The organism is Ralstonia insidiosa, from assembly GCF_008801405.1.
Taxonomy (GTDB): Bacteria; Pseudomonadota; Gammaproteobacteria; order Burkholderiales; family Burkholderiaceae; genus Ralstonia; species Ralstonia insidiosa.
In genome coordinates this window covers 1,282,115-1,307,461 of record NZ_VZPV01000001.1, presented here as the reverse complement: position 1 = coordinate 1,307,461, position 25,347 = coordinate 1,282,115, and the positions used below count along the sequence as shown (strand labels likewise).

24 protein-coding genes are annotated in these 25,347 nt (G+C 58.0%); 2 read left to right on the top strand and 22 right to left on the bottom strand.

Features of this window, described 5'->3' with window-relative positions:
• Positions 1-134 precede the first annotated feature (134 nt).
• The 15 genes from F7R11_RS06280 to rfbB form a co-directional block, all read right to left on the bottom strand.
• Complete coding sequence (locus tag F7R11_RS06280) at positions 135-2,087, bottom strand: polysaccharide biosynthesis protein (RefSeq protein ID WP_104577544.1); 1,953 nt, start codon at positions 2,085-2,087, stop codon at positions 135-137.
• Entirely contained in the window at positions 2,084-3,259 is a 1,176-nt protein-coding gene (locus F7R11_RS06275) for a DegT/DnrJ/EryC1/StrS family aminotransferase (RefSeq protein WP_064802002.1), read from the bottom strand. Before F7R11_RS06275 ends, F7R11_RS06280 begins: the two co-directional genes overlap by 4 nt.
• A 51-nt stretch (positions 3,260-3,310) precedes the next feature.
• Positions 3,311-3,940: an acetyltransferase gene (locus F7R11_RS06270; protein WP_082932780.1), complete on the bottom strand. Its 630-nt coding sequence runs from the start codon at positions 3,938-3,940 to the stop codon at positions 3,311-3,313.
• A complete protein-coding gene (locus tag F7R11_RS06265) occupies positions 3,937-4,530 on the bottom strand; it encodes a sugar transferase (RefSeq protein WP_064801998.1) in 594 nt (197 codons plus the stop codon). The genes F7R11_RS06270 and F7R11_RS06265 overlap by 4 nt, the downstream gene beginning before the upstream one ends.
• Positions 4,527-5,645 carry a glycosyltransferase family 4 protein gene (locus F7R11_RS06260; RefSeq protein ID WP_064801996.1) on the bottom strand — a complete coding sequence of 373 codons (1,119 nt, stop codon included), beginning with the start codon at positions 5,643-5,645 and terminating at the stop codon, positions 4,527-4,529. The genes F7R11_RS06265 and F7R11_RS06260 overlap by 4 nt, the downstream gene beginning before the upstream one ends.
• Positions 5,642-7,627: an asparagine synthase (glutamine-hydrolyzing) gene (asnB, locus tag F7R11_RS06255; protein WP_064801994.1), complete on the bottom strand. Its 1,986-nt coding sequence runs from the start codon at positions 7,625-7,627 to the stop codon at positions 5,642-5,644. The genes F7R11_RS06260 and asnB overlap by 4 nt, the downstream gene beginning before the upstream one ends.
• 1 nt (position 7,628) lies before the next feature.
• Positions 7,629-8,633 (bottom strand): glycosyltransferase family 4 protein, encoded by a 1,005-nt coding sequence (locus F7R11_RS06250; RefSeq protein ID WP_231973159.1) that lies wholly within the window; start codon positions 8,631-8,633, stop codon positions 7,629-7,631.
• 62 nt (positions 8,634-8,695) lie between these two features.
• Complete coding sequence (locus F7R11_RS06245) at positions 8,696-9,877, bottom strand: hypothetical protein (protein WP_064801991.1); 1,182 nt, start codon at positions 9,875-9,877, stop codon at positions 8,696-8,698.
• On the bottom strand, positions 9,874-11,148 hold the full coding sequence (locus F7R11_RS06240; RefSeq protein WP_064801989.1) for a flippase: 1,275 nt from the start codon (positions 11,146-11,148) through the stop codon (positions 9,874-9,876). The genes F7R11_RS06245 and F7R11_RS06240 overlap by 4 nt, the downstream gene beginning before the upstream one ends.
• 128 nt (positions 11,149-11,276) lie before the next feature.
• Positions 11,277-12,341 carry an NAD-dependent epimerase/dehydratase family protein gene (locus F7R11_RS06235; protein ID WP_064801986.1) on the bottom strand — a complete coding sequence of 355 codons (1,065 nt, stop codon included), beginning with the start codon at positions 12,339-12,341 and terminating at the stop codon, positions 11,277-11,279.
• A 36-nt stretch (positions 12,342-12,377) separates the two neighbouring features.
• On the bottom strand, positions 12,378-13,655 hold the full coding sequence (gene tviB, locus F7R11_RS06230; RefSeq protein WP_064801984.1) for a Vi polysaccharide biosynthesis UDP-N-acetylglucosamine C-6 dehydrogenase TviB: 1,278 nt from the start codon (positions 13,653-13,655) through the stop codon (positions 12,378-12,380).
• A 76-nt stretch (positions 13,656-13,731) separates the two neighbouring features.
• Positions 13,732-14,286, bottom strand: coding sequence for a dTDP-4-dehydrorhamnose 3,5-epimerase (gene rfbC, locus F7R11_RS06225; protein ID WP_064801981.1), 555 nt, complete (start codon positions 14,284-14,286; stop codon positions 13,732-13,734).
• On the bottom strand, positions 14,283-15,161 hold the full coding sequence (gene rfbA, locus F7R11_RS06220; RefSeq protein ID WP_064801979.1) for a glucose-1-phosphate thymidylyltransferase RfbA: 879 nt from the start codon (positions 15,159-15,161) through the stop codon (positions 14,283-14,285). The genes rfbC and rfbA overlap by 4 nt, the downstream gene beginning before the upstream one ends.
• A 12-nt stretch (positions 15,162-15,173) precedes the next feature.
• The gene (rfbD, locus tag F7R11_RS06215; RefSeq protein ID WP_064801977.1) at positions 15,174-16,088 is read right to left on the bottom strand and encodes a dTDP-4-dehydrorhamnose reductase; all 915 of its coding nucleotides are present in this window, start codon (positions 16,086-16,088) and stop codon (positions 15,174-15,176) included.
• Complete coding sequence (gene rfbB / locus F7R11_RS06210) at positions 16,078-17,142, bottom strand: dTDP-glucose 4,6-dehydratase (RefSeq protein WP_064801975.1); 1,065 nt, start codon at positions 17,140-17,142, stop codon at positions 16,078-16,080. Before rfbB ends, rfbD begins: the two co-directional genes overlap by 11 nt.
• Before the next feature lie 210 nt (positions 17,143-17,352).
• Here rfbB and F7R11_RS06205 point away from each other — a divergent pair, with 210 nt between their 5' ends.
• Positions 17,353-18,219 (top strand): symmetrical bis(5'-nucleosyl)-tetraphosphatase, encoded by an 867-nt coding sequence (locus F7R11_RS06205; protein WP_064801973.1) that lies wholly within the window; start codon positions 17,353-17,355, stop codon positions 18,217-18,219.
• Here F7R11_RS06205 and F7R11_RS06200 read toward each other — a convergent pair.
• From F7R11_RS06200 to F7R11_RS06170, 7 genes are all read right to left on the bottom strand, one after another.
• Positions 18,216-19,013, bottom strand: a complete 798-nt coding sequence (locus F7R11_RS06200) for a lysophospholipid acyltransferase family protein (protein ID WP_064801971.1) — start codon at positions 19,011-19,013, stop codon at positions 18,216-18,218. The genes F7R11_RS06205 and F7R11_RS06200 overlap by 4 nt on opposite strands.
• Positions 19,000-20,277, bottom strand: a complete 1,278-nt coding sequence (locus F7R11_RS06195; protein ID WP_064801970.1) for a dihydroorotase — start codon at positions 20,275-20,277, stop codon at positions 19,000-19,002. The genes F7R11_RS06200 and F7R11_RS06195 overlap by 14 nt, the downstream gene beginning before the upstream one ends.
• A gap of 8 nt (positions 20,278-20,285) precedes the next feature.
• Complete coding sequence (locus tag F7R11_RS06190) at positions 20,286-21,257, bottom strand: aspartate carbamoyltransferase catalytic subunit (protein WP_027678022.1); 972 nt, start codon at positions 21,255-21,257, stop codon at positions 20,286-20,288.
• A 61-nt stretch (positions 21,258-21,318) separates the two neighbouring features.
• A complete protein-coding gene (gene pyrR, locus F7R11_RS06185; RefSeq protein ID WP_021196753.1) occupies positions 21,319-21,837 on the bottom strand; it encodes a bifunctional pyr operon transcriptional regulator/uracil phosphoribosyltransferase PyrR in 519 nt (172 codons plus the stop codon).
• A complete protein-coding gene (gene ruvX / locus F7R11_RS06180) occupies positions 21,834-22,268 on the bottom strand; it encodes a Holliday junction resolvase RuvX (RefSeq protein ID WP_064801968.1) in 435 nt (144 codons plus the stop codon). Before ruvX ends, pyrR begins: the two co-directional genes overlap by 4 nt.
• The gene (locus tag F7R11_RS06175) at positions 22,261-22,833 is read right to left on the bottom strand and encodes a YqgE/AlgH family protein (RefSeq protein ID WP_021196751.1); all 573 of its coding nucleotides are present in this window, start codon (positions 22,831-22,833) and stop codon (positions 22,261-22,263) included. The genes ruvX and F7R11_RS06175 overlap by 8 nt, the downstream gene beginning before the upstream one ends.
• A gap of 82 nt (positions 22,834-22,915) precedes the next feature.
• Positions 22,916-23,668 carry a 16S rRNA pseudouridine(516) synthase gene (locus tag F7R11_RS06170; RefSeq protein ID WP_064801966.1) on the bottom strand — a complete coding sequence of 251 codons (753 nt, stop codon included), beginning with the start codon at positions 23,666-23,668 and terminating at the stop codon, positions 22,916-22,918.
• Between the two features lie 109 nt (positions 23,669-23,777).
• Here F7R11_RS06170 and F7R11_RS06165 point away from each other — a divergent pair, with 109 nt between their 5' ends.
• Entirely contained in the window at positions 23,778-25,331 is a 1,554-nt protein-coding gene (locus F7R11_RS06165) for a cryptochrome/photolyase family protein (RefSeq protein ID WP_064801964.1), read from the top strand.
• The last annotated feature ends 16 nt before the right edge of the window (positions 25,332-25,347 follow it).

Genomic DNA, 25,347 nt, shown 5'->3' with positions numbered 1-25,347 from the left:
GTCCACGGCATGCGTTGGGCACGACCGCTCCGGCAACCGTGCTTAAATATTCGGGTAGCAATAGTCGCCAGAAAAGAAAAATATCGGGCTTTACCCGATATTTTTCTTTGCGCGCGCATCGCTATTTTCGACGACTAGACGTTAGCCTCGTCGCACGTGGCATCCACTACCTGTGGCCCATATCCGTGAACATGCTGCCTTAGAATTTCCTTAATTGCGTCTTCATCGCCCTCTTCAGCAATCAATCGCAGCTTGGTTAAGACGGGAGCGAATTGGGCCCAAGGCACATACTGCTCATGCGCCTTCATAATCCGTTCATGCACGGTGCCCTCGGGGTTATCACCAATCAGCAATTCCTCGTACAGTTTTTCGCCCGGACGTAGTCCAGTGATCTTGATTTCAATATCACCCGCGGGGTGGTGATCATCACGAAGAGTCAGGCCGGAGAGCTGCACTATGCGCCGCGCCAGATCCATAACCTTGACTGGCTGTCCCATGTCAAGCACAAAAACTTCGCCGCCATGCGCCATGGCTCCCGCCTGCAGCACTAACTGCGCCGCCTCCGGGATTGTCATGAAATACCGCGTGACTTCGGAATGCGTGACAGTAAGTGGACCACCTTCTTGCAGCTGCCGTCGGAAAAGCGGTACGACGCTACCACTGCTGCCCAGCACGTTACCAAACCGTACCATTGCAAACACCGTACGGTTTTGGATCACATCGCCAGGATTGCCGTGCACGAGACCAAAATCGATGACATCGCTAGCCGCCAGTGCCTGCAACACCAACTCAGCCATTCGCTTTGATGCACCCATGACATTTGTCGGGCGGACAGCTTTGTCGGTTGAAACAAGAACAAAATACTCTGCACCGCTTTCCATAGCTGCGCGTGCCATGTTCAACGTACCGAAGATATTGTTCAGCACACCTTCGGATGGGTTGCACTCGACGAGCGGAACATGCTTATAGGCTGCAGCGTGATACACAGTCGCCGGCCGATGTGTGCGGCAGATGTCTTGCAAACGCTCCAAATTCCCCACGCTTGCGAGTAACGGCACAATCTCAACAGACAGGCGGTGCTCTGCATGCAGCCCTTCCAACTCTCGATGAATGCTATACAGGCCAAATTCGCTATGGTCGACAAGCACAAGCTTGTGCGGCCTCTCAAACATGATCTGGCGGCATAGTTCGCTGCCAATACTACCGCCCGCGCCGGTAACTAGAACTGTCTTGTTGGCAAGGTTCCGTGCCAGCAGTGCTTCGTCAGGTGGCACTGGAGCGCGCCCCAATAAATCCTCGACATCCAGCTCCTGGAAATCGCGCACCGTGACGCGCCCAGAAGCAAGATCAACCATGCCGGGTAGCGTACGAACATGAACCGGCAGCTCCCGCAGCTTCGTGATAATCGCATTGCGGCGTGCCCTCCCCATTGAAGGCACTGCCAGCAGGATATCGGTAACGCCCATGCGCTCTACCGCATCAGGCACATCCTCCGATCCGATGATATCAAGGCCGTTGATGGTGCGACCGATCTTGGATGTGTCGTCATCAATGAAACCCAGTAATACGAATTGACGCACTACAGCGAGCGCTAGCGCGGTCTGCACGCCTGCTTCGCCTGCGCCGTAGATCAACAACCGACCAATGCCATGATGGTGCCCTTTACTCAGCTGCCCGGCCAACCAAAACCGTGCCATCGCGCGGGTCGTGCTAACCAGCAATAAAAACAAAATGGGCTGTATCAGGCCAACACTACGCGGCACCCCATCCCACTTGAACAAAAGAAGGGCAAGAAAAAAAACCACACCGTAAAGACTCACCGCTTTGGCGGTACTCACCAAAGCGGACATGCCTGTGTAGCGAAAGATCGCCCGATACAGGCCGAAACGCACAAACAGGGGGAAAGCTAGCAGCGGCGCAAGTAGGTAGACGTACTTTTGCTGCAGCTGCGGGAGTCCCGTTTGATCAATCCGCAAATAAAACGCGATCCAAACGGCCACCACGGACAGACATATGTCCAATAGGACAACTACCGCCCGCTTCGCGGGTCGAGGAAGCGCCAGCAGAGGAATCGTAAGCTTGTTCACCGAGTGGCTCGCCTCAGTACATCAGTCAGCACGGCACAAGTTTTGGCAATCTCCGCATCGGTCAGCGTCGGGTGCACAAGGAACATGATGCTGGTCTCGCCAAGCGCGCGCGCCACCGGCAAACGCTCCGTCGGCCGCCAACCCGTGTTGTCAAAGGCCTTCTCCAGATAGACTTCCGAACACGAACCCTGATAACAAGGAACCCCGGCGGCACAGATTTCATCAATGATGCGATCACGAGTCCAGCCGTCGGCCAGTTGACTCGACTCAACGTAGACGTAGCACTTGTAGTGTGCGTGAATATTCTCGGCTGAGATCTCCGGCACACGCACCACGCCAAATGGGCGGCAGGCACCCCAGATCGCCTCAGCGCTGGCGGTGCGCCGTGCCGTCCAATCGGCCATACGGTGCAGTTGAATACGACCAATCACGCCCTGCATTTCAAGCATGCGCCAGTTAGTACCGAAGCTCTCGTGCAGCCAGCGGAACCCAGGCGGATGCTGCCGCTCATACACAGCCTCGTAGCTTTTTCCGTGATCCTTGAACGACCACATTGCCCGCCACAGTACTTCATCATTGGTCGTGACCATGCCACCTTCGCCCCCCGTGGTCATGATCTTGTCCTGACAGAAGCTCCAAGCACCGATATGGCCGATGGAGCCAACACTGCGACCGCGATAGCGTGCGCCATGTGCTTGTGCGCAGTCTTCGATGACTTTGAAACTGTGCTGGTCCGCTAGTGCCATGATGGGATCCATGTCACACGGCCAACCTGCCAGATGCACGCAAATCACGGCCTTTGTCCGTGGCGTAATCGCACGCGCTATTGTTGCGGCAGACAGGTTGCCGCTCTCCATTTCTACGTCAGCAAAGACCGGCGTTGCACCGGCATTGACCACGCACGAGATACTTGCAATGAAAGTGCGGGGCGTCACAATAACCTCGTCGCCCACGCCAACACCCAACGCCTTGAGGGCGACATCCAGTGCCAACGTGCCATTGGCGAGTGCAATGGCATGACGTGTTCCAACCCACTGGGCAAATTCTTTTTCAAAGTCGCGACATTCAGTCCCAGTCCAGTAATTCACCTTATTGGACAAAAGCACTCGCTTTACCGACTCAGCTTCTTCATCCGTGAAACTGGGCCAAGGGGAGAAAGACGTATTCAACATGAGTATCGAGTGAACCTTAACTAAGTTTCCACATATGTCACAGCTCGCAATCTATAAGCGCTGACGCATAGGCGTTGCAGGAAAGCCGACCATAGTCAAACCATCGCCTACGGCTTTCACGATAACGGCCCCAGCTCCAATCATTGTATCGGCTCCGATGGAGATACCTTGCCGCACAACTGCACCAACACCAATCCATGAGCGCGCCCCAACCGTAACGCCTCCACTTAGATGCGCTCCAGGGCAAACATGTACCCCTGCCGCAAGATGGCAGTCATGATCGACGGTAACACCCGTATTGATTATGCAAGCCTCGCCAATCACGGTATCTACATTGACAACCGCTCCGGCCATCACGACGGAGCCCGCGCCGATCTGCGCGAATTGGCTGACGCACGCCTGGGGGTGAACAACAGTAGCAAGCGTCACTCCTGCTGCCCGAAGCTCCTGCTGTTTCCGCCAGCGCACAGAACAATTGCCAATCGATACATGCACTGACTCGAAGAGATGCGCATGACCCATCAGCGCGTCAAAATTCCCAGCCACAGGCCAGTGACCATTGATCGTTCGTTGAGGCCAAGCATCGTCAAAGAAGACGATGTCACTCCACCCTGCCTTAAGTGCTGCATCGGCTACAACCTTGCCATGGCCGCCGGCACCGAAGAGCGCGAGTCGAGTCATGGCTTCTTGCCCGTGAACTTGGACATTGTCGCTTCACCTGATGCGCTGATACCTTCGCGTACGATGACTTTGCGCACTGTAAGCCACAGAATTTTCAGATCAACCCAGAAGGACCGATTGTCAACGTACCAGACGTCTAACGCGAACCTTTCATCCCAGCTAAGCGCATTGCGCCCGTTCACCTGCGCCCATCCAGTAACACCGGGTCGGATCTCGTGGCGGCGAGCCTGCTCCGGGGAATACAAGGGTAGATATTCCATCAACAGCGGACGTGGCCCAACCAAACTCATCTCACCCTTGAGCACATTCCACAACTCAGGCAGCTCGTCCAAGCTTGTCGACCGCAAAAATTTCCCAAATCCGGTCAGGCGCTCCGCGTCGGGTAGGAGTTCGCCGCCTGGACCACGCTCATCGGTCATCGTCCGGAATTTGACCATCTGAAATGGTCGACCGCGCAGCCCGGGCCGAACTTGGCGGAAGAAGACAGGGGAGCCCAGCTTACGCCGCACCAACCACACAAGTATCAGCAATGGCACAGCCAAAACCAGGAGGCTGAAGCAGGAAACAACAATATCGAAGGTACGCTTCACAAAAACCCCATCCCTTGCAGCATGCTCGCATTGACTTTGCGCACGTCGTACTTCTCCTCAGCCTGCTTGCGCGATTGCAGCCCCATCTTCGCCGCCAACGCTGGAGTCTCAACAAAACGGAGCATGGCTTCCTCCAAAGCCTCCACTGACTTCACTGGAATGAGAAAACCATTTTCGTAGTCCACCACCGTCTCCCTGCACCCCGGCGCGTCAGTGGTGATGATTGGCCGCCCCATGGCCATGGCCTCGAGCACAGTCCGAGGTGTCCCCTCCCGGTAGGAGGGAAGAACGTAAACCGTCGCATCTGCAATGGCCGGTCGCACGTCACTCAATCGACCAAGATAGGTCACACAGCCGTCGGCCGTCCACTCATCCAACTCTGCCTGTGTAATTGCTCCCGGATTCGAATCAATCCACCCGACCAGCGCAAACTCGGTATTGGGATACCTCGCCCGAACCCGCTTGGCCGCCTGCGCGTACTCCCGCACACCTTTGTCGCCGATCAAGCGCGCAATCAGCAAGAAGCGCACGCTTCCCACCGGAATAGGGGTGACTTGAAAAGCGCTCACATCGATACCCGAACCGTTGACCACACATGACGGCACCGCTGGTTTCAGGATGGCCCGCTCACGAAACAACGTCTGGTCATCAGGATTTTGAAAAAAAACCTTGTCAACGCGAGCCAATGAAAGCGCGTACAACCGCTGCACCAGTCTTTGCAGCCGGCTTCGCTCTTCGTCTTGCTGGAATGCATAACCGAGCCCGGTAATCAATGCAAACCGGCGAGGAACTCGTGCCGCCCGCGCCGCCAGCATCCCATAGATGACTGGTTTGATTGTGTAACCCATGACCGCGAAAGGACGAATGCGGCGGATCAGACCATACAGAGCCAAAAACGTGCGTAAATCGGCAACAGGATCCGTGCCGGTGCGATGCATCGGTACTTCGTGCACCTTAAGTCCTTGCGCCTCCATCTGGAGGCGCACTGGGGAATCCGGGGGTAGATCCGGCGCTGCGACGTGCACTTCCAAGTCCTTCGCCTGAAGCGCAGCAATCAATGGCGCACGGAAGCCGATCAGGGAATCCGCAAAGCTTGCGATCATCAAGAATTTCATGCAAGCCCCACAGGAGCCGAAGCGTTCTCTTCAAGCCATGCCTGGAACATCAGCACACACCACAAAGGATGCTGCCAGTTGCGGCGACCACTCAAATGCTCGGACCACTTCTGCCTAACCAGAACAGGATTCAGAAAGCCCTCTCGCTTGAGCCGGCCCTCATCCAGCAAATCTTCTGCCCACGCACGCAACGGCCCCCGTAGCCAACTGTCGATCGGCACGCCGAACCCCATCTTGGGTCGCTCTATCAGCGCCTTGGGCACATAGCGGTACAACACCTCCCGCAACGCCCATTTGGTCGTGTAACCATTCCCTTCACTATGCAATTTACTGATCAGCGGGAGCTGCCAGGCGAATTCGACAACTCGATGATCAAGGAACGGCACCCGCGTCTCAAGACTACACCCCATTGCCGCACGATCGACCTTTGTCAGGATATCGTTCGGAAGATAAGTCAGCATGTCGAGTGCCATCATTCGCTCGACATCAGATAAGCCATCTGTGATTGAATCCGGCAGGGTGAACAACGTCTGCTGTCCAACTGAACCAATGACGAGCGCCTCAGGATCTCGCCACTGCGAAACCATGCCCAGATACAGCTCCTCCGCCGACCCCGCGGCCATGACACCGGCGCCCTTGTGAATCTTCTCGCCGATATTTGCCCAACGCCTTGCGCCCGGCATCGAGGCCGCCAACGCATTCAAACGCTGGGGTGACAGATGCGTCAATAACCGCGCCATCAATGCACGAGCACCAACCGGAACCCGTGACAAACGCCCCCATAGGGCAGCGGTCAATTGGTAACGGTTGTAACCGCAAAACAGTTCATCCCCTGCGTCCCCAGACAGCGCCACCGTCACTGATTGCCGCGCCAACTCACTGACTAGGTAAGTAGGAATCTGCGAGGAGTCTGCAAACGGCTCGTCGTAAAGCGTTGGCAACTTCGGGATGACCGCCATCGCCTGCTCAGCCGTCACATACAACTCCGTGTGCTCCGTCCCGAGGTGGCTGGCCACCGCCTTGGCATGCTCGGCCTCGTTATAGATATCGTCGTGGAAACCTATCGAGAACGTCTTCACCGGGCGCATCGACTGTGCCTGCATCAACGCCACGATCGTGGACGAGTCGACGCCCCCGGACAAAAAGGCGCCAAGCGGCACGTCCGCCATCATCTGCTGGCGAATGGCACTCCGAAGCAGCTGGTCCAACGCATCTACCGCTTGCGTGAGACTGCCGGAGAACGGTTGATTAACGCCTTGCAGAGCTATCTCGGCACCCGACCAGTACGCCCGCTCCACCGGGTCGCGCGCATCGAGTGACACGGTGAGCAAATGGCCCGGCGATAGCTTCTGAATCCCCTCATAGATCGAGGCGGTGCCGGCAACATTGTTGTAGCGCATGAACAGGCACAGTGCGTCGCGATCGATTCGCCGCTCAAAGACCGGATGCGCTTGCAGTGCCTTCAACTCGGAACCAAACAGAAACGCGCGCGCCTCTCCACTACCTTGCCAGCCATAGTAAAGAGGCTTCTCCCCAAGGCGATCACGCCCTAGCGTCAGTGCTCGCGCTTGCCTGTCCCATAGAGCGAACGCGAACATGCCGACAGCCCGCGAGACGGTCGCATCGACCCCCCAGATATCGAAGCCCGCCAGCAACGTCTCCGTGTCCGAATGCCCTCGCCACTGGACCGCATGACCACTGCGCTGCAGTTCTGCCCGGATGTCCAAATGGTTGTATATCTCGCCATTGAAGACGATGACATAGCGACCTTCACCAGACATCATCGGTTGGTGGCCAGCTGCGGACAGATCCACAATGGCGAGCCGGCGATGGCCCAAGGCAAGCGGAATCCCTTCCTCGCACCACGCTCCGCTGTCATCAGGACCACGATGGCGAATCCTGTTGGCCATTGCCTCAACGAGGGCAGCGCGTTCGCCCGCGCCCTGTTGTCTTCCGCCCAGGAATCCCGTAATTCCGCACATATCAGCGAGCCCCCGCTTGCTTTAGCAGCGTGGCCAGCCGTGGCGCGACCCGCTGCACACAATATTCCTCCTCAACGCGTGAGCGACCAGCACGCCCCATGCACTCACGCGATGAAGCTTGGTGCAACAGTTGCCCCAGTGCGCGCTCCCACGCCTCGGGGGTATCGGCAAGAAAACCATTCTCGCCGTCCCGCACAATCTGCGAGTTCACGCCAACCGGGGACGCCACTACGGGCAAGCCACAAGCCATATATTGAATCAACTTATATCCGCACTTGCCACGTTCCCATGGCGAGTCAGTCAACGGCATGATGCCGATATCGCATTCGGTAATCGAAGCCACTTCGGAATTTTCACTCCAAGGCAAACATTCAATATCAACACCCGGCATCGATATCTCGGCGCCCACCACCCGCAATGTGAAGCGGACCTGCCGCCCCAGGGTCACGAGAGCTGTCTCGATTAAGCGCAAATACTGCACCGTCGAGGGGGAGCCGACCCAAACGATTCGCAGCAAGTCGGAACTCAGACTTGAGTTCCGTACGTAGTACCGATTCAAATCGATCACTGTCGGCACAATCTCGACCCAACGAGCACCGGCTTGTCGGGCCCGTTGCGCCAAATAGTCGTTACCAGCAATCACAAGCCGAGCTCCCCGCATGAGCGTATCGATTCGCCTGCCCAACATCGCCCTGACCACACGGGACGAATGAAGGTCGTAGTTATGAAACAAGGCATCGTCGTAGTCGAGCACGTATGGGACATGACCGAGTAGGATGCGCTCAATCCAAGCGGGAAACCACGGGAGTGCCTCCTTCTCGATCCACAATAGTCCCTTCCCGCGACCGCAAACCAAAGCACAAATCCGTTTCCAATATACGTCGATCAACGCACCATAACCGTATCGACCGTTCCGATACCTATTATTAAGCATCGCATCGGAAAAAAACTCCTGCGTCGAAACGCCAATATCCTCTCGCTCCAACCAAGGAATATATTGCACCATCCGCAGACGGGATGACGCACCCAATCTCCCATACCGCATCAAGACGAGAACTCTCAAAGCGCTCACCCGCCACCTCGACCAAATCTCATCGACCGAATGAATTGCCCAGCAAAATAAATAGAAACAAACAAATAAATTTGCGTGGCATTATATTTTGGGACAAAAAAACTAAACAAGGCAACCAAAACCATATTCGCCCAAATAAACAATCCCATGATTGACCGATCACGTAATGCACGCAAAGCCATCAAATCAATCGAAAAAACAAGCAGAGGGACGCCGACAATCACAAGCCATATCCCACCATCCGACAAGAGTGGCTCAAGAAACGTCCCGACATTGGTAAAAAATGGGACCTCCCTAAAATCCAATATCTGCGCGGGAACCGAGTCCAACAAACCAGCAGACTCCATCAACTTAGATAGAGGATAGAAAATTCTCACCAGGGAGTAGTCCGGAGTCACATCACCAAGCAAGGAGGAGAAGTAACCAAACCCACCAAGCACATATGCCAAGAAATTACCAAACAGACCGCCCTCAGAATCATATTTTCCAGTATACAGCGCTTGCACAAAAAAAATCAGAAGTGGCCCCGCAAAGACACTCACATAAAATCTCATTGGATTTTTCATGCGAGAGAACCTTATTATCCCAACAGAAAGCAAGCACACCAAGAAAAGTATCGTCGGCCGAGTTCTGTCAATAAACAAGAGATTCAAAAAGAACCCGATGCCGCCCACCAAAATCAGCAAAAAAATATTCGGGCGCAACCGAGCATCGCCAAGCACCAAATAGGCCACACAATAAAAGACGGAAATCCAACTAAAATACGACACCTGAAATCCGAGTGACACAACCTCTGTCGCGAGCGCCCGAATCTCCAACGGATTGGAAAAGAAAACCTCGAAAAATCCAGCCAATCCACCAAAATTACTTGAAAAATCAAGGATATAAAGATACAGCCCAAAAAATCCGATGACGGTAAAAACCCAGAAGAAAAACCTATCAAGGCCATCTGACTTTATACTCACCCCGAATTTTAAAATATTCACTGCAGCATAGTCACGAAAAAAAGCCGCAGATGAAACAAGAAAGCAAAGCACAACATAAAGGAAAACTGAAGTCGCTTCACTTGTAATATTGAGAGGCACCAAATCAAACGTCATCAACGACAGCAACCCCACCCACACAAGAGCGCCATACACCGACGGTATCAATAGCAAGTTCCACATCACGCGGCTCACCTACTCTTCATCGAGGCAAAAAGAAGAAATGCCGCATCGATCATGACGCGCAAAACCCATGCCCAGGCGGCGCCAATCAAGCCAAAATTCTTTATTGAATAAAAAATCAAGGCCAAAAACAGTGGGAACTCAACAATATTCAGCTTCGCTGTCCAGTCAGTCCTTCCCATCGAGTGCAACTGTGCAACACACATAGTACCCAGCGCGTATGGAACAAGGCCCAAACTCAATATACGAACAATATCTCTAGACTGCTCTGAAATTGAAGAACCCAGCCAAATATTGAGAACCATCCCTCCCAAGAACCAGATCCCAAGCGCAACAATGCCCATGGCGACAGCCGAACCCGTCAGCGCCCGGAAGAACATTTTCTTTGCCCGGACGGGATCACTCGCTCTTATCTGACTCAGAAAAGGAAAGATGACGGTTGTCACAGCCCCGACCAATATCAGGCTTTGCGCGACCATCTCATATGGAATAACGTAGGTCGCAACAACGGTGGCGGAAATCAGTGATGCGATATAGAAGCGATCAGCTGCGGCCACAATGGGATTCAATACACTACTTAAAGTGAACCACCCACCAAATTTAATAAGACGCTTTGCCACCGCTTTGGAGAATTTTGCCCGTCGACCATCAACAACCTGGTCCATGCACTGGTGAGCAAGATATCTGTAAACGAATAGGGCGATTCCTCGCGACACCACGAGACTCGTGACCAACCAATACATTTTCTGCGTAAACAGCGCGATCAAGAATGGAAAGCCGAAATTGGCCCCCCCTAACAAGATTCGCACAACACTAACCCCACGAAACTGAAGAAATGCTTCGTTGACACCTCGATACGCCGCACTGATAGCCTGCAATGGCAGAGCTACGGCAAGAAGAACAATAGATAATCTAATTTCTTGCGCAGAGACTTGATCTGCTTTAATGAAAGCGTCCACACCGAACAAGAGAGATCCAACGATGCACAACGCCGCGCCCCCTCCAGTGACCATTGTCACATTGACCGCGGTACTCAGGACAATCGCCATCTTGTCATGCTCTTCAGCGTCAGAGGTACCACGCAGCTCAGCAATCTGATGAGTTGCCGCCCGCCCCACGCCAAAATCAAGCGCGCTGGCATATCCAATCAACCCCCATGCCAGCGTCAGCAAGCCGAAGCGTTGACCGCCCAACGCTGACAGCAGATGCGGTACGGTAACCGCAGCAATCAGCAAAGGCACACCCAGCCCTACTAGATTCCAAGATATATGAGAAATGCGCATAAACAGAAACTACTGATTTGATGCCTTATCAAAACATCAAAAAATACACCCAAGTTCGCTTGATCCCATGTCCTCGAGTGAGTGCATCATCTCGGGATGAACAAACTTTCCACCAAGTGGAGGGGTGACTATTTTTGGCTTCCAACTGTACGCACGTACCAGTTGACAGCCTCTCCAACACCTTGATCAATTCGATGCGTAGGCGCATATCCCAGGAACTGTCGCGCTTTTGCTATGTCCGCCTGGCTATGCCGAACGTCACCACTCCGAAATTCGCGATGGACCGGCTCAATATCTTTTATTGCCCCATAGGGAACCAAACCATCGCGCAGCAAGGAGAACAACCCATTTAGTGTCGTCCTGTCACCCACGGCGACGTTGTACACCTGATTGACTCCCTCTGAATTGCTCAGGGTCGCGGCCAGCAAATTTGCTTGAACAGCATTAGCGACGTAACAAAAATCCCGGCTAGTTTCCCCATCGCCATTTATGTAAACAGTCTCGCCTTTTAAAAGGGCGGCAATCCATTTCGGGATAACGGCCGCATAGGCACCATTGGGATCCTGCCGCGGTCCGAAAACATTGAAATATCGCAGGCCAACAGTGCCCAAGCCATAGGTACGCCCAAACACGTCAGCGTAAAGTTCATTGACGTATTTCGTTACCGCATACGGACTGAGCGGCTTGCCAATGCGATCCTCAACCTTTGGTAGCCCCGGATGATCACCGTAGGTGCTGCTGCTAGCTGCGTAAACGAACCGCTTAACCTGTGCATCACGCGCTGCAACCAGCATGTTGAGGAAGCCCGAGATATTGGTCTCGTTCGTGGTGATGGGATCTGCCAGACTGCGGGGAACCGACCCCAGTGCAGCCTGGTGCAACACATACTCCACTGCAAGCGAACCTGCCGGACCTTCGCTATCGAACAGCATAGCCTTCCGGCAATCTTCGAGATTGCGAATGTCGCCTTCGACGAAACGGAAGTTCGTCCATTGCTCGGGGCTGACAAGCGAGCGGACTTCATCGAGATTGTGTTGATGTCCAGTCGCAAAATTGTCCAGCCCAACCACGCGCTGGTTCAGCCGCAGCAAAGTTTCCAACAAATTGCTACCGATAAATCCAGCCACACCTGTCACCAACCAGGTGTGCGGTTCGTTGCTCAATTGGACTTTCAGAGTCTCGTACGCGGTCATTTTCGAACAGTGCCAGTTGCCAGGGTTTTCTTTTGCTTATAGACGGGCGTCCGCAGCCCCGTTGGGCAGGATGCCCTTCACATCGAACAGCACCGCTTCCGGTACGCCGAGCGCCCTGATACCCAACTCGCCCATCGCAATGAACTCACGATGCCCCACCGCCAACACTATTGCGGCGTATTCTCCCGGAGGCGGCAGCTCTGCCAGGCACGTCAGACCATATTCATGCTGTGCATCGCCCAGATTGATCCATGGGTCGTAAACGTCCACTTGCGCGTTATATCGCTGCAAGGTGCTTACGATGTCCACAACTTTGGTGTTGCGGACGTCAGGGCAGTTCTCCTTAAACGTCAGACCCAACACCAGAATCCTGCTACCCAGCACCGGCAAGTTCTTGCGCAGCATTAGCTTGACGGTCTCGTCTGCGACATGACCCGCCATGTTGTCGTTAATGCGCCGACCAGCCAGGATGACCTCCGGGTGATAGCCGACCTCCTGCGCCTTGTGAGTGAGGTAGTAGGGATCAACACCGATGCAATGGCCGCCAACAAGACCAGGACGGAACGGTAGGAAGTTCCACTTCGTGCCCGCTGCCTCCAGAACTTCCAACGTATCGATCTCCAAGCGATGGAAGATCAAGCTCAACTCGTTCATCAGAGCGATATTGAGGTCACGTTGCGTGTTCTCGATGACTTTCGCAGCCTCGGCCACCTTGATGCTGCTCGCCTTGTGGGTACCGGCGGTGATGATCTGGCTGTAGAGCGCATCCACCGCATCCGCGACCTCATGCGTGCTGCCGCTGGTCACTTTCTTGATCGTCGGTAGACGGTGCTCCTTATCACCCGGATTGATACGTTCCGGGCTATAGCCACAGAAGAAGTCTGTGTTGAACTTCTTTCCACTCACACGTTCCAGCACCGGAACGCACACCTCTTCCGTTGCACCGGGATAAACCGTGGATTCATAAATCACGACCGCATTCTGGGGCATGACCTTCCCAACAGTTTCGCTGGCCTTGATCAACGGAGTTACATCCGGCCGGTTGGCCTTGTCCACCGGAGTGGGCACCGTTACGATGAAAATCTCGCAGGACCGCAAATCGTCCAAAGTACAGCTATAGCTGAGTTGGCTTGCTGTCTTCAGCTCTTCTGCACTGACTTCAAGGGTCTCGTCCTGACCTGACTGTAGCTCTGCGACACGCGTCGGGTCGATGTCAAACCCGACGACAGGGCGTTTCTTGCCGAATTCCACGGCCAAAGGCAGACCAACATAACCGAGACCAATAACGGCAATCTTTGCTTGATTCAGATTCATAAAAAAAGAGCTAAGAAATAGACGAACTCAGAGACCCAGGCGAGAAATCTTACGTTTCTCCGAGGCAGCGACATATTCAGTCGTAGACCTCTGCAACTGCCAGAGCCGCGCCCTGTTGATCCTTGATCGACAGTACCGGCGAGCATCCAATATCTGGCCATTGGATACCAATGCGTGGGTCATCCCATTTAATGCAGCGCTCGTGTTGAGGCGCATAGTAATCCGTCGTTTTATATAGAAAATCCGCGGACTCACTCAGAACAAGGAAACCATGTGCAAACCCCGGCGGAACCCACAACTGTTTGTGGTTTTCCGCTGTCAACTCAACACCAACCCATTTTGCGAACGTCGGTGAGCGTTTCCGAAGATCCACTGCAACATCAAAGACAGCACCACTAACGACGCGCACCAGCTTGCCTTGCGGCCGCGTAATCTGATAGTGCAGTCCTCGCAATACCCCCGTACTGCTCCGGCTATGGTTGTCTTGGACGAAACTGAGATTCAAACCAGCCGCACTGATGAAAGCGTTCTGATTGAAACTCTCGAGGAAGAAGCCACGGGCATCCCCAAACACCTTGGGTTCAAGAATCAAAACCTCAGGAATCTCCGTGTGCGTGATCTTCAGACTCATTTGATGGCTTCCGAAATGATGCGCTGTAGATACTGACCGTAGCCGTTCTTAGCCAGAGGTCGGGCCAGTGCCGCCACCTGGTCTGCGTCAATCCACTGGCTGCGATAGGCGATCTCTTCCGGGCATGCCACCATCAACCCCTGGCGATTTTGCAGCGTCGCGATGAAGCTAGCAGCCTCCAAAAGAGAATCGTGCGTACCGGTATCCAGCCACGCGTATCCTCGCCCCATGATTTCCACTTCAAGCTGCCCCTGGGCGAGATATCGCTTGTTGACATCCGTGATCTCAAGCTCACCACGGTGGGAAGGCTTGATATCTGCCGCGATATCGCAGACTTGGTTATCGTAGAAATAGAGGCCTGTCACAGCGTAATGCGAGCGCGGCTTTGCCGGTTTTTCCTCAAGAGATAGCGCACGAAAGCTCTCGTCAAATTCGACTACCCCGTAGCGCTCGGGGTCGTGAACGTGATACGCAAAAACTGTCGCCCCGTCCGTTTGCGCTGCGGAACGTGTCAGTTGACTGACGAGGTCATGTCCGTGAAAGATGTTATCGCCCAGAATCAATGTTGAAGGATCATTGCCAACAAAGTCACGGCCGATGATGAAAGCTTGCGCCAAGCCGTCGGGAGATGGTTGCACCGCGTACTGGAGATTGAGCCCCCACTTGCCGCCATCGCCAAGCATCTCGGCAAAACGTGGTGTGTCTTCAGGAGTGGAAATGACCAAAATATCGCGAATCCCCGCCAACATCAGCGTGGATAGCGGATAGTAGATCATCGGTTTGTCGTAAACCGGCAGCAACTGCTTGGATACCGATCGAGTAATCGGGTACAAACGCGTGCCGGACCCCCCGGCCAGAATGATACCTTTGCGCATAGATGAAGAGGTTCAGAGGATCTGGTCCAGCAGAAAATGGAGGCCTTGTCGCCAGTCGGGCAGGTGGATTCCGAAGGTCTCACGCAACTTGCTCGTATTAAGACGAGAATTGGCAGGCCTCGGAGCCGGTAGCGGGTACTCTGTCGCTGGAATCGCGACAGTCGTTTCCGGGGAAGCCTTCAACTTCATGCCTCGCTCCGCCGCGTAGCGGAGTACCTCAATGGCATAACCATGCCAAGTCGTCTCGCCATCTGCTGCCAAGTGGTAGACACCGCTAGGAAACTTGGTGCGATCTGCTGCCAGCCACGATCGTGCGATGATCTGCGCGGTCACATCCGCAATCAGCGCGGCGGTAGTGGGCGCGCCGAACTGATCAGCAATCACGCGCAAGCTTTCTCGTTCGCCCCCCAGCTTCAACATCGTCTTGGCAAAGTTCCCGCCATGTGCGCCGGCCACCCAGCAGGTGCGTAGGACCAATGCGTCAGCGCCCGACTCAGCAATCACCTGCTCGCCAGCAAGCTTGCTCTTGCCATAGACGGACCGTGGATTGACCGCGTCGGTTTCGACATAGGGTTCGTCCTTGGTGCCATCAAAGACGTAGTCCGTGCTGTAGTGCACCAGAAGGCTGCCAAGCTCGCACGCTTCTTCAGCGAGTGCACCGACAGCAGTGCCGTTCACGGCAAATGCAGTGTCCGCATCGCTCTCCGCCTTGTCCACCGCTGTATAGGCCGCGGAATTGACGATCACATCTGGACGATGCTCACGTACTAGCCTGCGTAACGCTTCAGGCCGTAACAGGTCGCATGTGGTGCGATCAAGCGCGATGACCTCACCCAACGGAGCAAGACTGCGGCGAAGTTCGAAACCGACTTGGCCATTGCTGCCCGTTACAAGGAGCCTAGGAACAGCGCGCGAACTATGCTGCATATTGCTTCGCCACCCAGTTCCGATACTCCCCGGACATGACATCGTCCACCCAGGTCTGGTTATCCAGATACCACTGGACCGTCTTGCGCAATCCCGTCTCAAATGTTTCCGCAGGCTTCCAGTCCAGTTCGCGCTCCAGCTTACGCGCATCGATCGCATATCGACGATCGTGACCAGGGCGATCCTTCACGAAAGTAATCTGGTCACGATACGAACCGGCTACCTTCGGCTTGAGCTGGTCCAGCAGGTCGCACAGCGTATGCACGACTTCAAGGTTGGTCTTCTCATTCCAACCGCCGATGTTGTAGGTATCGCCCAACCGGCCTCGCGCCAGCACCTCACGAATGGCGGCGCAATGATCACCGACGTACAGCCAGTCACGCACGTTCTGCCCGTCGCCATAGACCGGCAACGGCTTTCCTCCAAGAGCGTTCGCGATCATCAACGGAATCAGCTTTTCGGGAAAATGATACGGGCCGTAATTATTCGAGCAGTTGGTCGTCAGGGCTGGTAGCCCGTATGTGTGGTGGTACGCGCGCACAAGATGGTCGGACGCAGCCTTGGATGCCGAATAGGGACTATTCGGCGCATACGGGGTGGTTTCCGAGAACTGCGGATCGTTGGGGCCGAGAGAACCGAACACTTCATCGGTCGAAACGTGCAGGAATCGGAATGCCTCCTTGGCTTTTGCATCAAGCTCATTCCAGTAGCCGCGCGCCGCTTCCAGCAGGGTGAATGTGCCGACGATATTCGTCTGAACAAATTCGCCTGGGCCGTGAATTGACCGGTCCACATGGCTTTCCGCAGCAAAGTGCACCACTGCGCGCGGCTTGTACTTGGAGAACAAGTCATCCAGTGCTGCGCGATCGCAAATGTCTGTCTGGGAAAAAATGTGGCGCGGATCGCTCTCGACCGGCGCCAACGTCTTGCGGTTACCGGCATAAGTCAACTTATCAACGTTGACAACGCCATCTGCGTCAGAATTCGCTAACCAGTTCAGAACAAAGTTGCCGCCGATGAAGCCAGCACCGCCGGTCACGAGAATGTGGGACAAAACTCAATGCTCCTTGCCGCTGCCTGCCAGCATGCGCGTTGGTCAGCCCATGCGTCAGCTTTGGAGGGCCAATTCATGATTGTGAAGAGAAGTCGCGTATTCTATCCGACCCTAGGGAAAGCCCCGCCAAGCAAAGGGATCTTTTTTAGCACGCCGTAACCTGAACGATGGACACTGCATCCGTCAGGGACGTGCCCCCTTTCATCTCATATGACAGTCGCGTCACCCCCCCTTCACGCCATTGGCGACCTCCAAGGCTGCTGCGCCCCCCTCCAGTCCCTCCTGGCTGCCCTGCCTGCCAACGCCCCGCTACGCTTTGTCGGCGACCTCATCAACCGCGGCCCCGACTCTCTCAGCACGCTGCGCCAGGTCATCGCGCTTTGCGAGACTGGCCGCGCCCGCACCGTCCTCGGCAACCACGATATCCACCTGCTAGCGGTCGCCGCCGGCGTACGCAAGCCGGGCAAGCGCGACACCATCGCCGAAATTCTTGCCGCACCCGATAGCGATCAGCTCATCACCTGGCTGCGACACCAGCCGCTCGCCATCTTCGAGAATGGCTTCCTGATGGTGCACGCCGGCGTGCTGCCGCAATGGACAACCGGCGACGTGCTGGAACTGGCCGGCGCCGTCGAGCGCGAGTTGCGCAGCGCACACTGGAAGACCTTCCTGGCCGACGCGTTTGGCAACCATCCAGCCAAGTGGAGCAACGATCTCGTCGGCATGGACCGCCTTCGCCTGACGATCAACGCCCTCACCCGCCTGCGCTTCTGCACGCTCGACGGCTCGATGGAGTTCGAAACGACAGACGCCGACGGTGCGCCTGACGGCCACATGCCGTGGTTCGACGTGCCCGGCCGCCGTACACGCGGCACGCCGATCGTTTTCGGGCATTGGTCCACGCGTGGTTTGGTCATGCGCGATGACCTGATCGGCCTGGACACGGGATGCGTGTGGGGCGGGAAGCTGTCAGCGGCGAAACTTTCGCTGGCACCAGCCGGGCGCGATGTGGTGCAGGTCGCGTGCGAGCAGGCGCAAGACCCGCTCGCCCACAAGAAAAAATCTAATGCAGCCTAGCCTGCGCGTTCGATCAGTGCCGCGACAGCATCCTGGCTGTGCGCGGCCAGTGAACGGCGGTCCATCTCTGGGGCCACGGTGTCGCCCACCAGTACCTCAACCACCAGCGGTGGCCCGTTCAGGATGGCGTTGATCGTATCCATCATCGACAGATCGCCAATGTACGCGGGAATGGTCGTCAACTCGCCGGTGGCGGCAATGCGATAGCGCAATGCCACGGGGCGGATCGGCGCGGCGGCGGTCACCGGTGCCTGGAACAGGTTGGCGTGGAACGGCAGCAGTTGCAGCCCGTCCGACGTCGTCCCCTCAGGAAACACACAGATCGCATCCCCTCGGCGCAGTGCATCGGCAATCACGTGCATGATGCGGTGCGCGTCCCGCTTGCGCGCGCGCTCGACAAACAGCACGCCAGTCTGCGCACACAACCAACCGATCACGGGCCAGCTGCGAATCTCCGATTTCGCAACAAAACGCGGCGGGTACCAACTGTTGATTGCGTAGATGTCGATCCACGACACGTGGTTGGACACCAGCATCGAACCCGCCAGGTCCTTGCCCTCGACCAGCTCGCCATGCACGACAAGCGAGACGCGGAACAGCGCCAGCAGCTTGCGCGACCAGCGTTGAATCAGCGCCTGCTTGGTGTGCGGACGCACCCACCAGAACAGCAGAGCGCACGTGGTGAGGCCTTCGGCCAGATGCACAAGCAGCCGCAGCTTGCGCAGCAGGTGCTTGCGCTGCGGCGTGCTTACCTCGGCGGGTGCGCCTTCCGCGCGCTGATCAATGCCCGTCATAGGCCAGATGGCCCGCAACCAGCGTGGCACGCACGCGACCGGCCAGTTCATAACCCAGGTACGGCGAGTTCTTGCCCTGGCTGCGCAGGCTGCGCGGCTCGACCTTCCAGGTGGCGTCCGGATCGAACACGCACACGTCGGCCATCGCACCGACCTCCAACGAGCCCGCTTGTAGACCCAGCACACGCGCCGGTTCGCTGGTGATACGTGCCAGCGCCTTCGGCAACTCGACCTTGTGCTCAGCGGCCCAGCGCAGTGTCAGCGGCAGCAGGGTCTCGAGGCCGGTCGCGCCAGGCGTGGCCTCGGCAAACGGCAGCAGCTTCTCGTCGTCGTCCACGGGCGTGTGATCGGAGCAGATGGCGTCGATCGTGCCATCGGCCAGGGCGCGCACGATGCCGTCGCGGTCGCGGCCCGAGCGCAGCGGCGGCACAAAGCGCATCTGTGAATTGAAGTAGCCGATGTCGACATCGGTCAGCGAGATATGGTGGACGTTCACGTCGCACGTGACCGCCAGGCCCTCTGCCTTGGCGCTGCGTACCAGCTCAAGGCCAGCGGCGGACGACAGGCGGCACAGGTGCACGCGTGCGCCAGTGGCGCGCATCAACTCAAAGATGGTGTGCAGGCGCACGGTTTCGGCAATCACGGGCACGCCGGAGAGGCCCATGCGGGAAGCCAGCGGGCCGCTTGCCGCCACGCCGCCCTTGCCCAGGTATGGATCTTCGGGGCGCAGCCAGACGGTAAAGCCGAAGGTGCGCGCGTACTGCAGCGCGCGCATCAGCACCTGCGTATCGGCCATCGGCGCATCGGTCTGCGAGAAGCCAACGCAGCCCGATTCGGTCAGCTCGGCCATCTCGGTCAGCACCGCGCCCTTCAGGCCAACGGTAAGCGCGCCCAGCGGATACACATGCGCCTGGTTCAGGTTACGCGCGCGGAACTTGAGCATCTCGACCAGACCGGGCTCATCCAGCACGGGGTCGGTATCCGGCGGGCACACCAGCGAGGTCACACCACCGGCCATGGCCGCGGCCATTTCCGATTCGAGTGTCGCCTTGTATTCGAAACCCGGCTCGCGCAAGCGCGCAGACAGGTCGATAAAGCCCGGGCTGACGATCAGGCCCGTCGCGTCGACCGTCTTGTTGGCGTGGAAATCCGCCGGCGCGTGGCCGACACCGACCACCTTGCCCGCAGCGATGTACAGATCCTGTTGTGCGTCGATGCCGTTGGCCGGGTCGATCAGGCGGCCGCCCTTGATATGCAGTTTCATCGGTCTTCTTAGTCGTTGTTGCCGGCAACAATGCCCATCACGGCCATGCGCACGGCGATGCCGAACGTCACCTGGTTCAGGATCACCGATTGCACGCCATCGGCCACGGCGGAGTCGATCTCCACGCCGCGGTTCATCGGGCCCGGGTGCATGACGATGGCGTCGGGCTTGGCCAGCGCCAGGCGCTCCTGCGTCAAGCCGTACGCCTTGAAGTATTCCTGCGCGGAGGGCAGCAGCGCGCCGCTCATACGCTCGTTTTGCAGGCGCAGCATGATGACCACGTCCACACCCTTCAGGCCCTCTTCCATGTTGTGGAAGACGCGCACACCCATGTGCTCCAGGCCGCCCGGCAGCAGCGTGCGCGGGCCGATGGCACGCACTTCGGCGCAGCCCAGCGTCGTCAGCGCATGGATGTCGGAACGCGCCACGCGCGAGTGCAGGATGTCACCGACGATCGCCACCGTCAGGTTGGAGAAATCCTTTTTGTAGTGGCGGATGGTGAACATGTCGAGCAGCCCCTGCGTGGGGTGCGCATGGCGGCCATCGCCCGCGTTGATCACGTGCACGTGCGGTGCGACGTGCTCGGCGATCAGGTACGGCGCGCCCGAGCTGGCATGGCGCACAACAAACATGTCCGCCTGCATGGCCGACAGGTTGTTGATCGTATCGAGCAGCGACTCACCCTTGCTGGTGGACGACGCGTTGATGTTCAGGTTGATCACGTCCGCCGACAGCCGCTTGGCCGCGATCTCGAACGTGGTGCGCGTGCGCGTGGAGTTCTCGAAGAACAGGTTGAACACGCTCTTGCCGCGCAGCAGCGGCACCTTCTTCACCTCGCGGTCGGAATCCGATACGGAGACGAACTGCTGCGCGGTGTCCAGCACGTGCGTGAGGATGTCGCGCGACAGCCCCTCGATCGACAGCAGGTGCTTGAGCTCGCCGTTTTTCGTGAGCTGCGGGTTGGCGAAAGTCTTGGGCATGGAGAAACGAAAGGCGACGAGGTCAGATCAGGACAAAACAGAAGCAATGCGGCGCGTCGGCTCAGGCACCCTTGGGCTCGCGCGTGAAGGTGAAGCGCGCGGCTGCGCCCTCGCCCGATTCGCTCAGCACAAGCGATTCGTTGGCGGGCAGCGTGATGCGCTCACCGATGTAATCGGGGGCGACTGGCAATTGGCGCTCGCCGCGGTCGACCAGCACGGCCAGCTCCACCGCAGCCGGGCGGCCGTAGTCGAACAGCTCGTTGATGGCCGCGCGGATGGTGCGGCCGCTGGCCAGCACGTCGTCCACCAGCAGGATTCGGCGCTCGTTCACGTCGAACGGCAGCGTGGTCGGCTGAGCCTTGGCGTGCAGGCCCTTCTTGGCGTAATCGTCGCGGTGCATGGCGACGTTGACGACGCCGTATTCCGGCAGGCCCAGGTCATGCGCCAAGCGCTTGGCGATCCAAGCGCCGCCGCTGACGATTCCGGCCACCGACCAGGCATGGCCCTCGGCCATCCGTGTGCGCAGTTGTGCGACGAGGCTCTGGTACAGCGCCTCGGCATCGATCTGTTGCGATGTCATGCGTGTGATTCGTCGAAGAACTGTTGGAGGATGATGCACGCGGCTTCAGCGTCGAGTACATCGTCGGAGGCACCGGCATCCTGCGCGGCGATCGAGGAATAGCGCTCGTCCACCCAGGTGACCGGCAGGCCATAGCGGCCATGCAATTGATTGCCGAAGCGCTTGGCGAGCTTGATCATCGGTTGCTCGTCGCCATCGGGGTGGACAGGCATGCCGACCACGAAGCCAACTGGCTGCCACTCCTTGATCAAGCGCGTGATCTGCTCGAAGCGAAAATCGACCGAGCGGTTGGGTATGGTTTCCAGCGCCCGGGCCGAGCGTGAAATCGTATTGCCCAGCGCCACACCGATGCGTTTTTCGCCGTAATCGAATGCCAGCAAGGTGCCTTCAGCAGGCACGGAGGCGAGTACCGGACGCGCCGGCTCAGGCATGCCCTGCCTCGCCCGACAGCATGGCGGGGTTGATGCCGAGCAGATTCAACGCGGCGGCAAACCGCGCTTCGGCGGGCACACTGAAAATGATTTCGGGATCCGCCTGGACGGTCAGCCAGCCATTGCGGCTGAGTTCGTCTTCCAGCTGGCCGGCACTCCAGCCGGCATACCCGAGGGTCAGGATGAAGCGCTGCGGCCCGCCGCCCTGGGCGACGGCTTCCAGCACATCCTTCGAAGTGGTCATTTCCAGCCCGCCCGGCACCGCCAGTGACGACGAATACGCGCCCGTGGCGTCATGCAGCACAAAGCCGCGCTCGGTCTGCACCGGGCCGCCGTAATACACGGGCTGTTCTGCGAGGGGGTGGATTTCGAGCTTGAGATCGATCTTGTCGAACAGCGTCGCCAAGTCGATGTCGATGGGGCGGTTGATGACGAGGCCGAGCGCGCCGCGCTCGTTGTGCTCGCACATGTACACCACCGTGCCCGAAAACGTGGAGTCCGCCATGCCGGGCATAGCGATCAGGAACTGATTCGTGAGATTGATAGGTGCGTCCGGCAGGGCCATACGATTAGTTTACCAAAAGCCCCCGGCCGTCGCCCCTTTCATTTGGAGGAGCCTGCTTTGGGGGTAAGGATTTTGTGGTGGCTCACGCACTCGGGGTGCTCTGACGCTCCGGCGTGGTGTTGAGTGCCTCGATGTCGGCAGCGTCCAGCCAGCGCCATTCGCCCGGCGCGAGATCGTCGCCCAGCGACAGCCCGCCGATGGCGCTCCGGTGCAGCCCGGTCACATGGTTGCCGGCCGCAGCCACCATGCGTTTCACCTGGTGGTATTTGCCCTGCGTGAGCGCCATGCGCAGGTGATGCGTGTCCACACGCTCGGCCCAGGCGGCGGTGACGTTTTCATCCTCATCGTCCAGCAGCACGCCGGCACACAACTGGGCAACCTGCGCGTCGGTCACCGGCTCGGCGGTGGTGATTTCGTACACCTTGGGCACCTGGTGGCGCGGGCTAGTGAGCGTGTGGACGAACTGGCCGTCGTCGGTGAGCAGCAGCAGCCCCGTGGTGTCCTGGTCGAGACGGCCCACGCACTGCACGCCGCGCTCGCGCAGCGGCACCGGCAGCAGCGAGTACACGCTCGGATGGTGCTTCGGCTTTTGCGAGCACTCCACGCCGGCCGGCTTGTTGATCATCAGGTAGGCACGGGCGTGGTACGTCCAGCGCTCGCCGTCCACGTCGAGCACCAGGCCGGCGGTATCGACCAGCGCGTCGGGGTCTTCCATCTCGACGTCGTTGATGAACACCAGCCCCGCGAGCACGAGGTCCTTGCAATAGCGGCGCGTGCCGAAACCCTGGGATTGCAGAATGCGATACAGCGGAAGACGAGCAGAAGAATCAGCCATGACAACAACGTGAAGAGGGAATGCGGCGTGGTTTGCCGGATTTTGCCGGGTTTCACCGGGCATATTTACGATACGCTCGGCCAATCTTTAAAACAGCCGACCTCGCCCGATGCCACCCACCACCGGAAAACGCCAGACCTATGCCATCGGAACGCATTTTCAGCGCGGACTGGTATGGTTCCGACGCGATCTGCGGCACTTTGACCACGCGGCGCTGCATTATGCCCTGCGCCACTGCCGCGAGGTCTATTGCGTGTTCGTGTTCGACCGCGACATTCTGGACGCACTGCTCGCGCGCGGGCTCAGGGCAGACCGTCGCGTCGAGTTCATCCGCGCGTCCATCGAGGAGCTGCGCACCGCCCTGCGCGAAGCCGGCGGCGAGCTCATCGTCATGCACGATCACCCGCGCCACGCGATTCCCGATCTGGCGCGCAGGCTGAACGTCGAAGCCGTCTTCGCCAACCACGACGAAGAGCCAGCCGCGCAGGCCCGTGACGAGGCCGTGCGCAAAGCACTCGCCCAGCAGCCGTGCGCGTGGTTCGACTTCAAGGACCAAGTGATCTTCGAGCGCGACGAGGTGCTCAACGGGCAAGGCAAGCCGTACGGCGTCTTCACCCCGTACAAGAATGCCTGGCTGGCCGCGCTCACGCCGTTCGACCTGCGCGCGTATCCGACGGAACCCTACTTCGGCGCGCTGGCCAAGCCGCCGCATGCACTCGCGCCGGCTACGCCTTCGCTCGAAGCCATGGGCTTCGCGCGTTCGGACCTTGCGGAGATCGCCTTGCCCACCGGCATGTCGGGCGGCGCTACGCTGCTCGATGATTTCGAAAACCGCATGGACGACTACCACGCACGCCGCGACTTCCCTGCCGTGCGCGGGCCCAGCTATCTGTCAACGCATCTGCGCTTCGGCACGGTGTCGATCCGCACGCTGGCAGCGCGCGCACATGCCGCCATGTTGCGCGGCAGCCGTGGCGCGGCGACGTGGCTGTCCGAGCTGATCTGGCGCGACTTCTATTTCATGATCCTGCACCACCGCCCAGACCTGGCGGACGGCGCCTCTTTCCACCCGGAGTTCGATCGCATCCGCTGGGTGGACGGCGAGACCGGCGACACACGCTTCGACGCCTGGAAGGCCGCACGCACCGGCTATCCGCTGGTGGATGCCGCCATGCTGCAGATCTTCCAGAGCGGCTACATGCACAACCGCCTGCGCATGGTGGCGGCCAGCTTCCTCATCAAAGACCTGGGCATCGACTGGCGTCGCGGTGAACAGTACTTTGCCGACGTGCTCAACGACTTCGACTTCGCTGCCAACAACGGTGGCTGGCAGTGGGCCGCTTCCAGCGGGTGCGACGCGCAACCGTGGTTCCGCATCTTCAACCCGGTCACGCAGTCGGAGAAGTTCGACCCGCAGGGCCGCTTCATCCGCAAGTACCTGCCACAGCTTGCGGGGCTGCCCGACAAATACATCCACGCACCGTGGACGGCGCCGGCCGATGTGTTGAAGAAAGCGGGCGTGGTGCTTGGCGAGACGTACCCACACCCCATCGTCGACCATGCTGGCGCGCGCGCGGCTACGCTGGACCGCTACGCCGTCACAAAGGCCAATCGCACTTCAGGCGCCGAAGCCGCCGCGCTGAGCAAAAACGACGCTGAGTAACGCACCAAAGACAACG